The sequence below is a fragment of the Rania fehmarnensis genome (genome assembly GCF_056494185.1).
Window position 1 is genome coordinate 1,937,790 of record NZ_CM151398.1, and the last position, 12,466, is coordinate 1,950,255.

At 56.3% G+C, this 12,466-nt stretch carries 7 protein-coding genes; 3 read left to right on the plus strand and 4 right to left on the minus strand.

Annotated features, from left to right (window positions below; genetic code table 11):
- Nucleotides 1-613 precede the first annotated feature (613 nt).
- The 3 genes from SH573x_RS06225 to SH573x_RS06235 all read left to right on the plus strand — a co-directional run bounded on the left by SH573x_RS06225 (nt 614) and on the right by SH573x_RS06235 (nt 7,175).
- On the plus strand, nt 614-3,067 hold the full coding sequence (locus SH573x_RS06225; RefSeq protein WP_479353466.1) for a TolC family protein: 2,454 nt from the start codon (nt 614-616) through the stop codon (nt 3,065-3,067).
- A 551-nt stretch (nt 3,068-3,618) separates the two neighbouring features.
- A complete protein-coding gene (locus tag SH573x_RS06230; protein ID WP_479353467.1) occupies nt 3,619-4,623 on the plus strand; it encodes a tail fiber domain-containing protein in 1,005 nt (334 codons plus the stop codon).
- A gap of 272 nt (nt 4,624-4,895) precedes the next feature.
- Nucleotides 4,896-7,175 (plus strand): KUP/HAK/KT family potassium transporter, encoded by a 2,280-nt coding sequence (locus SH573x_RS06235; protein WP_479353468.1) that lies wholly within the window; start codon nt 4,896-4,898, stop codon nt 7,173-7,175.
- A 501-nt stretch (nt 7,176-7,676) separates the two neighbouring features.
- Here the strand turns inward: SH573x_RS06235 and gatB are convergent.
- From gatB to moaC, 4 genes are all read right to left on the minus strand, one after another.
- Complete coding sequence (gene gatB / locus SH573x_RS06240; RefSeq protein ID WP_479353469.1) at nt 7,677-9,146, minus strand: Asp-tRNA(Asn)/Glu-tRNA(Gln) amidotransferase subunit GatB; 1,470 nt, start codon at nt 9,144-9,146, stop codon at nt 7,677-7,679.
- 18 nt (nt 9,147-9,164) lie between these two features.
- Nucleotides 9,165-10,646: an Asp-tRNA(Asn)/Glu-tRNA(Gln) amidotransferase subunit GatA gene (gene gatA, locus SH573x_RS06245; protein ID WP_479353470.1), complete on the minus strand. Its 1,482-nt coding sequence runs from the start codon at nt 10,644-10,646 to the stop codon at nt 9,165-9,167.
- 190 nt (nt 10,647-10,836) lie between these two features.
- Nucleotides 10,837-11,934 (minus strand): polyprenyl synthetase family protein, encoded by a 1,098-nt coding sequence (locus SH573x_RS06250; RefSeq protein WP_479353471.1) that lies wholly within the window; start codon nt 11,932-11,934, stop codon nt 10,837-10,839.
- The gene (moaC, locus tag SH573x_RS06255; RefSeq protein WP_479353472.1) at nt 11,888-12,424 is read right to left on the minus strand and encodes a cyclic pyranopterin monophosphate synthase MoaC; all 537 of its coding nucleotides are present in this window, start codon (nt 12,422-12,424) and stop codon (nt 11,888-11,890) included. The genes SH573x_RS06250 and moaC overlap by 47 nt, the downstream gene beginning before the upstream one ends.
- Between the last annotated feature and the right edge of the window lie 42 nt (nt 12,425-12,466).

The following is a 12,466-nucleotide window of genomic DNA, read 5'->3' on the forward strand; positions in this document are numbered from 1 at the left end:
CCCAGGTGTGTCCCCTGCGGATCCCGAGTGTGTCCCCGGGCGCGACGGGGGACAGACCCAGCACACCTGGGAATGGATGTGGATTGGGCTAGTTTATCCAAGCAGCCAAGTTTGACCTGGCTTCCTCGTTTAACCCGTAGCCGCCAGGCGAGGCGAACCCTCTAACCAATCCTGCCTAGGAGTAGGAGTAGGAGTAGGAGTAGGAGTAGGAGTAGGAGTAGGAGTAGGAGTAGGAGTAGGAGTAGGAAGAAGAGCAAGCATCGCAGCGACGCAAACGGTGATAGATTCAATCTCTGGCGAGATCGGATACGGATCGCTCTTGAGCAGATTTGGTCAGATGGAAATTATTTCCCGATTCTGTGTAAAGCTGTAACGATTGCCCAAAGTTTGCGGGCGCGGGCGTCGATACCCATACTGTTGATAAGTGTCGGCGGACACGTCTATGAATTGCTTGCAATTCGTAGATCAACACACAGGGGGGTTCACAATCAAGCATCTGTCGCCGCGAGGCGCGTTCTTGCTGGCATTAGCCATCCTTGGAGGGCGGCGCGGCCAGGCAGAGAACTGGCGCGCCAAAGCTTTAACGACTGACTTGGCAGGGAACCTTGGCTCCATGAGTCGATCAATTGTTCGCTTCACGGCCTATTTGCAAATCGCTTTGGTACTGCTGACCGGCTGTGCTCCAACGCAACCGTTCTTCATTCCCAAAGACAATTCAATGGCCCATTACCTCGATCAAGCTTTGGCTATCGAGTATGCCGACGTCCAGGTAGAGTCCCTACCGGAAGCCAGCCAGGCTCACCAACCGTTGGGTCCAGCCAACTCGGAAAAAGAGTTCGTTGACCTCACGCTGGAAGATTGCATCTCGATGGCGCTGGCCAATGCCAAGATCATGCCAGTATCCAATGGTGCCAACGCGCAAACCGGATCAGTCTCCGCCTTGCAACTTAGTGCTCAACCCGGTCAGCTCCCGAGTATCTATGATGTTGCCCTGGTCTCGACGCTGGCCAGCACGCAACAAGTGCAAATCGATAGCCAAGGCAATCGCGTGCCCTTCCGAGGCGCCGTGCGATCCAATCAAGTTGCCGGTGTCGAAGATGCCCTCAGCGAATTCGATGCTCAGTATTCGTCGCTGTTCGGTTACAACACCACCGATCGACCTCGAAACGTTGGACCCAACAACCCGTTTAACCCACAGCAGTTCCAAGCCGTTGATGCCAACTACCAGTCGGCTATCAGCAAGCGTTTGGCCACCGGTGGTGTCGCCACCCTGCGTGGAACCACGGTCTACTCCTACAACAACGTCGAAGCCGGTGGAGTTGGTCGTGCAGTACCTACCGACTACACGCAAGCCATCGAAATGCAGATCAGCCATCCACTGCTCCGCGGTCGTGGCACCTTGATCAATCGTATTCCCGTCGTTCTGGCTCGCATCAATGAAGACATTGCGCTCCACGACTTCGAAGCCAACGTGCGCAACTTGGTGAAAGCGACCGAAGATGCGTATTGGGACCTATACTGCGGTTACCGCCTGGTCGAGTCCGCTCAACAGTCGCTCGACACCGCCACGTACCTGTGGCGCGTGGCCGCCGATCGTGCTCGAGCCGGCGGTGCACCGGAAGCTGAAGCTCAAGCTCGTGGTCAGCTGGGCACCTTCCAAAGTCAAATGTATAGCGCCAAACACGGGGCACGCTTCAACGGCAGCATCGATCAGTTGGGTCTATATGGCCGCGAACAAGTTCTTCGCGAGAAGATTGGTTGGGCCCCAACCGACGGCCGCTTGATCCGCCCAGTCGATACGCCAACCGATGCCTACGTCGACTTTGATTGGTGCAGCGTTCAAGCAGAAGCCCTGGTGCGAAACGTCGAACTACGCAAGCAGAAGTGGGCGATCAAGAGCGTCGAGATGGAAATCATGTCCGCCAAAAACCAACTCTTGCCTCAGTTGGACTTGACCGGCATTTACCGCTGGGTAGGCGTGGGCGATGTTCTGGCCAAGACTGACCGCACCGGTCTGCGTTTCCCAGACGCCGGTTCTAGTGCTTGGGAATCCTTGACCGACGGTGAATATCAAGAACTGGGTGCACGGATTGAACTGACTCCAGCACCTATGGGCAAACGCCGGGCGTTGGCCGGCATTAAAAACCGGGAGATGGGGCTGAATAAAGCGCAAGTCGAACTGCAGCAAAAAGAAGTGTGGCTCATGCATGAGATCACTACATCCGAACGCAGTATGCGGTCAAGCTTTGAACAGATGCGTGTGCTTCGCGATCAGTGGGCTGCCAACTCAGAAGAAATCAAAGTCTATCGCGACAAGATCGAAAACAATACCGGTGAACTGCCTCAACTACTCGACTTGTTGTTGCGAGCTGAACAAAATCGCGCACAATCCCAACGCAGCTACTATCAGTCACTATGCGACTACAACAAAGCCATTGTCAGTATCCACTACTGGAAAGGTTCGTTGCTGGACCTGAACTCGATTGCCTTGGAAGAAGGTCAATGGGCCAACAAAGCTTACTGGGACGCAGATGAACTGGCCAAGCAACGGGCCGCTGGCCACTACTTCGACTACGGTTATACTCGTCCAGGTGTTATCAGTCGCGGTCCAGTTGAATCGGGTTTGCCAACCGAAGGCAACCAACCATCACTTGGCCAAGTCAATCGCGACAACCGGGGCGAACCCACACCAGCCGATGACGAATCGAAGAACGACAAGTCGCAAGACTCCAAGCCCGACTCCGAGTTCCCCGATCTGGACAAGCTAGAAAAACCACGCACGCCAGAAGCGATCGAGCCCAAGAGCGACACGCCACGAGCATCGGCACCACGTCGCCCTGCCGTGCCGACTCAACGGGTAACCAATCGTCAAGACAAGAGTGCCATGACTCCGGCTCGACCAGCTAACACTAAACCCGTGGCTCAAGCCAGCAACTTTGAATGGGGTGACCTGGAAACCAAACCAGCTCCAGTGGTCACCGCCAGCGGCAACCGCCCTGCTCTACCTGCTCAGCAAACCAAAGCAGGTACCAATTCTCCTCAGTGGCGAAGCAAAGCCAACAACTAATACAACGCGTACAGCAATGCTGTGAACGAGAGCAGGGGGAACTGCCGAACGGGTGCGATGGTTAGCCATCGCTACCCGTTTTCGGCATTTGCGTAGAGCGGCTGTCCCCAGCCGCTCAGCACCCTCTAATCAAATTGTCTACCGACCGCACGCCCTCCCGATCACTTGGTCGGTCGAGAATTGGTTAGAGGGTGCTGAGCGGCTGGGGACAGCCGCTCTACATTCATCCGCTCTTCAAGGCGGTGTTTGGCTCAGGAGCACCTTCGCCCTCCCGGGCACTTGGTCGGTCGAGGATTGGTTAGAGGGTTCTGAGCGGCTGGGGACAGCCGCTCTACATGCATCCGCTCTTCAAGGCGGTTGTTGGCTCAGGAGGACCTTCGCCCTCCCGGGCACTCGGTCGGTCGAGGATTTGGTTAGAGGGTGCTGAGCGGCTGGGGACAGCCGCCCTACCATTGGGGGTGCATCTTCGAGGAAGGAATCCAGTTACGATTGAGAATATTGTCCGAAACTCACGGACTCATACTTTTCAATCCGCAGCCAAAGAGGTCGTCATGAATTTCAAACACTCTAACGCTTGTATGATCGTCGGAATGTTGTGCTTGCTGTCCACCGCAGCGGAGGCACAAACGGAAGTCTTGACGGTCCAAGGTTCGCTACCGCGTCTTAACTATCGCGACAACGGCGGCAATCTTTTATGGTCCCTACCAGCTAACAACGTGCTCTGGAAACTCGATGGACCATTCAATGCTGGAGTAATCGTCTGTACCGCCGCAGCGCCTAGTGGCAGTCTTTCTATGAATGAAGGCGGCGTTAGTATTCGCGGTGGTGGTTTTCCAAGTGCCAAGCTGCACGTAGGCACCATTCAATCGGCCACCGAGCCGGGAGAAGTGCGCGTCGATCCAGGCAATCCGAATGCGACTGCCACCATCCATGCGCTTAATGCCAATCTGCCGACCAGCCTGATTCTTGAAACTCAATCACCTACCAGTACATCCACGCTGCAAATGAAAACAACCGTTTCCAGTTTCTCGCAATCGGTCGCTACTAACTTCGCGATTCGTGATAACAACAACGCAGTCAATCCACTGATCATCGTTCCGAGCAACAAGAACATCAACTCTATCGTGATCAAGAACGGCAACATCGGCATGGGGATCACCAATCCCACTAGTCCCTTAGCACTGGCCAGCGGTGCCAAGTGTTCCGCGGGTGGCGTGTGGACCAACGCCAGTAGTCGCAAATTGAAAGAAGACATCGAGTCGCTGCCGTTGAAGCAAGCCCAGCAAGCTCTTACCCAGCTCCAGCCGGTGACCTATCGCTACAAAGCCGAACCTGATGAGCAGCAAGTGGGCTTTATCGCCGAAGACGTGCCCGACCTGGTGGCGACCAAGTCCCGCACCGAACTCTCTCCGATGGATGTCGTGGCCGTACTGACGAAAGTTGTCCAAGATCAACAAAGTCGCCTGGATGTCCAGGCCGAGCAGATCAAGCAACAAGCGGAACAACTTCGGCAACAGCAGGATCTACTGAAGAAATTGGCCGAGAAAATAGAGTAAATGTCTCCTTTCGCTCCGCGAAAGGCAGTTCATCTCATTTCATCACCACCTTTCGGAAACCCTGATGAATCTGCGGTAAAGCCATGCAGTGCTGGGAATTCGAGTCTCGGAGAGACTCGGCTACGTGGCCGCGTAGCACCGCCTTTCGCGGAGCGAAAGGAGACTAGGGTGCCGGGTACAGGGAAGTCGCACTTGTGGTTACACTATGGCCCAGTTAAGCGTTCCCAAATACGACACAGGCGAAAAGCCTAGGCCACAATTTGAGAGTGGATATGAGTACGAATGAAGGTGCCGGCGGCCAACAAGGTCCTGCGGAGACTGGCACCAGCCATTCACGAGCGTCCCACCATCCTGCCAAGAGCCTATTCACTCGCATTCGCGAAGCGGCTGGCACCGTCTATGGCGATATCGGTACGTCGGTACTGTATACCGTCATGGAGATCACTCGCGAAACGATTCGGCTCAAGCACGAACATTTGCCACATGAAACCGTCGAGGCCATGTTGGCTGCAGGCGGAACTGGGCTGGTGGAACGCAATGATCTCCTGGGCAGTTTAAGTCTCATCTTCTGGGCCTTGGTCGTTTTAACGGTCAAGTATGATTTCTTGGTCATGCGGGCTGACGATCGCGGCGAAGGCGGTGACTTTGCATTGTGGAGTCTGCTGAAGAGCCACACGGGTAAAGTCTTTGGTGTCACCTTCCTTGGCTACCTGGTCGTCACGGCGGCAGGATTGCTGGCAGCTGATGGAATCATTACACCACCCATTAGTTTGCTCGGTGCCTTTGATCCACTGGGCGAATTTTGGGCCATCACGATCACCATTATCTGTCTGTTCGCGATGTTCAAAGCGCAGTGGCGCGGTACGAGCAAAGTTGGTGGCTTCTTTGGCTGGTTCATGATGCTCGTGTGGTTTCCCTGGATTGCCCTCAAAGGCCTGCCTTGGGTTATCGCTCATCCCGAAGTCTTTGAGGCTGTCAATCCTGCATACGGTATTCAGTTCCTCATGAACTTCCCAGGCGCGGGAGCCTTTATTGTGTTGGGCGTCGTGGTCTTGGCCATTACAGGCGGCGAAGCCAAATACGCGGACATCGGACACTTTGCTGTCTCGAGCGGAGAACCAGTCCCCGAAGGTGAAAGCATCAAGCCAGAAAACTCAGGCCGCCGACCAGTGATGATCGCGTGGTTTTCGCTGGTCGTGCCATGCCTGCTGCTGAACTATGGTGGTCAAGTTGGATATATGCTCGAGAAAGGAGTGCCACCGCGCGCCAATTCGTTTTACGCGCTGACTCCTCAAACCGGTAGAGAGACGCTCGATGCCATCATCTTAGGTGCCGACCTAACGATCTCGGCCATGGCCGCCTTCATTGCTTCGCAAGCTCTGATCACCGGTATCTTCTCTATAACCAAACAAGCCATCACGCTGGGCTTCATGCCGCGATTCGAAGTCAAGTACACTTCGCGCGAAGCTGAGGGCCAGGTCTATCTGCCGGGCATCAACTGGTTGATGTTCTTCGGTTGCTTGTTGGTCACGCTGATGTTTCGCAATTCCGGTAACTTGGCTGCGGCCTATGGCATCGCGGTCACGGGTACGATGGGTGTGACGACGTTGATGTTCGGCAACGTAGCCTATTATCGTTGGCGCTGGCCGCTGGCTTTAGTGCTACTGGTGTGCACACCTATATTGTTCGTCGATTTGATTTTCTTTGCGAGCAACTTGTTGAAACTGGGCAGCGGTGGCTATTTCCCCGTCATGGTTGCTACCGTCTTGATCACGATCATGCTGACCTGGCAATGGGGACGAACACAGATGGGCGCTGCCTTCTATCGCTTCGGCGTGCGCGAAGGTAAGAAGATCGATTGGTTGGTCGCTCTGCGCGATATGCTGGATGATATGGAGATCGCTCTACAGGAAAATTTGCCGCATGCACGCATGTTGGTGCAAGGTCGAAGACGGCTGGTCGAGAGCGATCGAGCAGCGGTCTTTTTGTGCTCGCGCCCCATCCGCTCTGACGATGATTACGTGCCTGTTGTCTTACGTGTCTTCCTCAAGAAGTATGGAGTCCTGCCATCGCATATTGTGTTCCTGCACGTTAATCAAGTTTCGCAGCCTTACTATTCGTCGCGTAGTCGTTATGAAGTCATCAGCTTGGGTCACGATATCGATTCAGTGATTGCCAACTATGGTTACCTGGAGCAACCCGATGTGCGCGGTGCGCTGCGCGATCTGCAGTCGCACCACAAAATCAAAATTTCAGCCGACCGCTGGATCGTCGAAGTGGGCGAAGAGGATATCATCTCCGACAAGAACCTGAATATTCTGCAGAAATTCCGCATCCTGATCTTCCGCTGGACCTTGCGACTCTCGACTCCCGCTCATAAGTATTTGGGACTGATCTACGACGCGGCCTTGTCCAAACAGATTATCCCCGTGGTGTTTGGCCCGACCGAAGCGAAGGTCGATTTGCCAGAACTGGAGATCGAGGCCGGCGATAAAGCACCCCTCCCGAATCTCGCTGCGCCGGATTCGACTTCTCCAATACCAAGTCCTTAGGGTGACACCCAGACCTCCACTTCCCAGACCCCTCCCGAATCTCGCTGCGGCTCGATTCGACCTCCCCAAGGCAAAGCCTTGGAGAGGTGACAGTCACCTCTCCCGCGCAGCGGGGGAGGTCGCAGACGAGGCGTTCAGCCTTCGTCTGCGGGAGGGGGCACAGCGCTAGGCAAGACTCCCGCGGTACCAACCGCCTCCACTTCCCAGACCCCTCCCGAATCTCGCTGCGGCTCGATTCGACCTCCCCAAGGCAAAGCCTTGGAGAGGTGACAGTCACCTCTCCCGCGCAGCGGGGGAGGTCGCAGACGAGGCGTTCAGCCTTCGTCTGCGGGAGGGGGCACAGCGCTAAGCAAGACGCTTGAGGTAGCCGAAGTCGCCAGACTTTGGACGCGTCACCAATTGACGTCCAATCTCTGGCGAGATCGGCTACACACCCAGACCCCTCCCGAATCTCGCTGCGGCTCGATTCGACCTCCCCAAGGCAAAGCCTTGGAGATGTGACTACATGCTGGCGATTATCTTTTCGCACAGGTCGCGGACCTGGCGAGGGTCGGCGTTGGGGTTCTTTTTCTTAGCCAGGCCGAGTAGCGAGCCGAGGGCTTTGGAGTTGCCTTCTTGAACTTGTTTGACGATGTGTGGGTTCTCGGCCAAGAGTTCTCGGCAGAGGGCTTCGATTTCGCTGTGATCGACGGCAGTGATACCGAGAGCTTTGCGGGCGGTAGACAGGTCATCGGCAGGATGTTCGAGCCAATATTGAAATACATCTTTGCCGCGCGAAGTATCGAGCTGGCCGGTTTCAATTTCGATCAACAACTCTGCTAACTTCGGCGCAGGTACGGGTAGCTGCGTGATGGTCCAATCGCGTTCCTTCAGGGTGCGCAGGATGTCTTGTTGCAACCAACTGCTGACACGCTTGGCTGGGGCAGCAGCGGCGATGGCTGCCATGAAGTAATCAACTAGCTCGGGACCTTGGCTAACAATCACATCAGCATCGTACAGTTTTAAACCATGCTGCGTTTGCAAGTTGTCACGCAGTTGCGCTGGCAACAGGCCAAGTTCCGCGCGAGCTGCTTCGATAGTACAGGCTGCAATCTTCAAAGGCACAAGATCTGGATCCGGGAAGTAGCGATAATCGGCGGACTCTTCTTTCTCGCGCTGCACGACTGTCACGCCGGCCTGGTCATCCCAGCCTACCGTGGTCTTGGGTGCTTGACCTATTTGAATCGGCGCACGCTGCCAACTATTCCACTGCCGCTGGGCTTCATATTCCAGTGCGCGCTCGACCGCGCGGAAGCTGTTCATGTTCTTAATTTCGACGATCGGGGTGGCCAACGTCTCACTGCCTTCGGTGATATGCAAGTTGATGTTGGCATCGACGCGCAGGCTGCCTTCTTGCATATTGCAGTCCGATACGCCCAGATAACCCAGCAGCAGTTTCAGTTCGGTCAGGTAGCTCTTGGCTTCCTCGGAAGAGCTCATATCTGGGTACGAGACAATTTCCAGCAGCGGTGTGCCGGTGCGATTGAGATCGATACGGCTATCCGCTTTGCCAGCCGTTTCATCGTGCATGCTCTTGCCAGCGTCCTCTTCCAGATGCGCTCGTATGATGCGCACGCGTTTGCTGGTAGTCAGCTCGGAGGGCAAGTCGAGATGCCCTTCAAAGCAAATCGGCATATCGTATTGACTGATCTGGTACCCTTTGGGCAAGTCGGGATAGAAGTAATTCTTGCGATCCCACTTCGTGGTCTCGGCAATTTGACAATTGAGGGCCAGGCCCGTGCGAATGGCCAGTTCCACGGCGCGCTGATTCATCACCGGTAGCGAACCGGGCATGCCCAGACATACGGGACAAACTTGAGTATTAGGTGGCGCGCCGAACTTGGTGCTGCAACTACAGAACAACTTGCTGTCGGTCGCTAGTTGAACGTGGACTTCCAGGCCAATCACAACGGTGTAAGGAGTATCGCTCATGATCAATTCGTTCAACGCTTATTTCGTGACTTGGGCCAGGCGGGGACTAGAGAACCCATGTTGTTGCAGTTGATGAGCCGTGCTGAGCAAACGTGATTCGCTCAGAGGTGGTCCCTGCAACTGCACGCCCACCGGCAAGCCCTCGTCGGTAACACCGGCGGGTATCGATAGTGCGGGAATGCCTGCCAGATTCGCCCCAACGGTGAACAGATCTTCAAGGTACATCTGGATTGGATCGTTCAGTTTCTCGCCGAGTTTGAACGCGCAGGCTGGAGTGGTCGGACCCAACACGCAATCCACATTTTCAAAGGCCGCTTGATAGTCGTTGTAAATCAGTCGCCGAACTTCCAGACCTTTACGATAGTAGGCATCGTAGTATCCTGAACTGAGGGCGAAGGTGCCGAGCATAATGCGACGTTTAACCTCGGCACCAAAGCCTGCGCTGCGCGTTTGGCAGTACATGGCTTCCAGGCTGGCTTGGCGAGCAGCCAGTGGTGCGCGATAGCCATAATGCGCACCATCGTAACGTGCCAGGTTACTGCAGGCTTCGCTGGGCGCTATCAGATAATACGTGGGCACCGAATACTTCGAGTGCGGCAGTTCGACGTCGACCACGGTAGCCCCGAGATCTTGCAAGGCTTGCGCGGCAGTCTGCACGCTCGCACGTACCGTGTCATGCAATCCAGGTGAGTCCAGTTGCTCGCGCAATAAACCGACGCGGAGCCCTTCGAGCCCTTGAGTCAATTCGCGTTGATACGCCGCCACCGGTGCATTAAGCGATGTGCTGTCACGTGGATCGTGACCTGCGATGACTTCCATCAGCAATGCCAGATCTTCCGCATGATGGGCAAACGGACCGACTTGATCCAGGCTGGAAGCAAATGCGATCAAGCCGTACCGGCTGATGCGGCCATAAGTTGGCTTCATGCCCAGGATGCCGCAAAACGATGCGGGCTGTCGCACAGAGCCACCGGTATCGGTGCCAATGGCTAGTGGAGCCAGTCCGGCAGCGACCGCAGCTGCCGAACCGCCGCTACTGCCACCTGCGGTTCTCGCTAGGTCCCAGGGATTCTTGGTCGAACCAAAAATGCTGGTCTCGGTGCTACCGCCCATGGCGAATTCATCGAGGTTGGTTTTGCCCAGGATGACGAGGCCCGCGTTCTGCAAGCGCTCGACGACCCCCGCATCGTAGGGCGGTCGAAAGTTCTCAAGAATCTTCGAACCGCAGGTGGTCGGGCTATTGCGCACGCATAAGATATCCTTCAAGGCCACGGGCACGCCGGCCAGCGGACTTAAATTTGGGTCGCGCTGCGAAACGCGAAGATCGACCGCTTCGGCCTCGGAAAGCGTCCGTTGGCGATCGACATGCACGAACGCATTCACGCGACCATCGAGTGCTTCAATGCGGTCGAGAAAATACTGGGTGACTTGGCGACTGGAAAGCTGGCCACCTGCAATCTTGCGGCCGAGCTCCGCGGCGGATAATTCTTCGAGTTTCATACCGCAAGAGCTTATAGTCACGCTCCGCAGAGCGAAAGTCCCCCGCGTTCCCTGTAGCCGAAGTCGCCAGACTTTGGACGCGTGGCCGATCGATTTCCAATCTCTGGCGAGATCGGCCACCCAGACCCCTCCCGAATCTCGCTATGGCTCGATTCGACCTCCCCAAGGCGAAGCCTTGGAGAGGTGACGCTTAGCGCCGGCGGCTGACGGCTTGTTGGGCGACTTGAATGAGCGCTTGTCGCGCTGGCGAATCAGGCAGAATGCTCAGCGATTCACACGCAGCTTGAGCGAAGCTGCGAGCCATATCCAGCGTGGTCGACGAGGCATCGCTACGATCGAGCGCTTCGCGTAATGGCTCACTAATCGATCCGCTGTTAAGCAAGTCCACAATCACTGGGCGAGCCTCAGGCTCGCAAGTGGCCAGCAACCGCAATGTCGGCAATGTCGGCTTGCGGTTGGCGATGTCGTTACCCAGTGGTTTGCCTATGGCCGGTGTGCCCCAAACGTCCAACCAGTCATCAAAGATTTGGAAGGCAATGCCCAACTGCAGGCCGTAGGCCCCGAGAGCTTTCTGCCAACGGCCACCTGCCCCAGCGCTCCAACCACCCAGCAAACTGCTGGCGGCGCACAGGTCACCGGTCTTTTGACCAAGGATATCGATATACTCTTCGATCGATAACGACCAGTTGCCAATCGTGGCCTGCTGACGCAATTCGCCTTCGCATAGTGCCTGCCCGGCTTGCCCGACGCGCTCGGCTGCGAAACAAGATCCGGCCGAGGCGGCCAGGATGTAGGCTTTTGAAAACAGCAGGTCACCCAGCAGAATACTGGCTCGATTACCCCAGCGCACGTGCGAGGCTGGAGCGCCGCGGCGCGTATCGGCATCATCCAGTACATCATCGTGCACCAGCGTAGCTGCGTGTACCATTTCGACCACTGCAGCCACGCGCCGCGTATTGGGAGAGATGGCACCGCAAGCCAATGCACTGAGCATCACCAGTCGCGGTCGCAAACGCTTGCCTTGCAGCGCGGCGGCCGATTCCATTAGTCGACTAACTTCTGGGTAATGGCTGTCGAGTTGGTGGGCCAGCAGTTCCTCGAAGTGAACCAACTCTTGCTCAACGGCCAATTCGACGTAACGCGCGTCTCGCAGGGTGTCACCACTGGCGCTAATGCGCGAAGCCTGATCTTCCACGGCGGATGCGTTGGCCAGGCGATTCCACGGCCGGCCGGATGAATCGTCACTGAGCATGGGTGCTTGCGTCTGTTGGTTGGCTAGTTGATCCATCTGCGTTCTCCACCGCTCGTTGGTAGCTCCCCGACGCCCCGCCGGTTTTACTAACGAGCTGTATGTTTTCCACCACGATGCTCTTGTCGAGGGCTTTGCACATGTCGACCACGGTCAAGGCGGCCAGTGAGGCGCCCACCAAGGCTTCCATCTCAACTCCCGTGCGGGCCGTCGCCGCCGCTTCGACTTGGATCAGCAGGCTCGTTGGATTGGGCCAACTGAACTGGACCGTAACATGGTCCAGCGGCAAACTGTGGCATAGCGGAATCAGCTGGTCAGTGCGTTTGGCCGCTCCAATGGCAGCGATGCGCGCCACCTGAAGAACGTCACCTTTGGGCATCTGCCCCGCCTGCAGTCGACTAGCCACGTGTTCTCTTAGCCTCACTGTCGCTTCGGCCACAGCCACCCGCCGGGTTACCGGCTTGTGACCCACGTCGACCATGCGGGCATTTCCCTCGGCGTCCAGATGAGAAAAGGTCGGCAAAGTCATACTGTTTCCGCTCACCAGTGAGCTAACCGTAATTGGCAGAAG

What these genes read in the sequence shown, in the direction of transcription:
- SH573x_RS06225 (WP_479353466.1), top strand. Translation starts at nt 614, where the DNA reads ATGAGTCGATCAATTGTTCGCTTCACGGCCTATTTGCAAATCGCTTTG.
- SH573x_RS06230 (WP_479353467.1), top strand. Translation starts at nt 3,619, where the DNA reads ATGAATTTCAAACACTCTAACGCTTGTATGATCGTCGGAATGTTGTGC.
- SH573x_RS06235 (WP_479353468.1), top strand. Translation starts at nt 4,896, where the DNA reads ATGAGTACGAATGAAGGTGCCGGCGGCCAACAAGGTCCTGCGGAGACT.
- gatB (WP_479353469.1), bottom strand. Translation starts at nt 9,146, where the DNA reads ATGAGCGATACTCCTTACACCGTTGTGATTGGCCTGGAAGTCCACGTT.
- gatA (WP_479353470.1), bottom strand. Translation starts at nt 10,646, where the DNA reads ATGAAACTCGAAGAATTATCCGCCGCGGAGCTCGGCCGCAAGATTGCA.
- SH573x_RS06250 (WP_479353471.1), bottom strand. Translation starts at nt 11,934, where the DNA reads ATGGATCAACTAGCCAACCAACAGACGCAAGCACCCATGCTCAGTGAC.
- moaC (WP_479353472.1), bottom strand. Translation starts at nt 12,424, where the DNA reads ATGACTTTGCCGACCTTTTCTCATCTGGACGCCGAGGGAAATGCCCGC.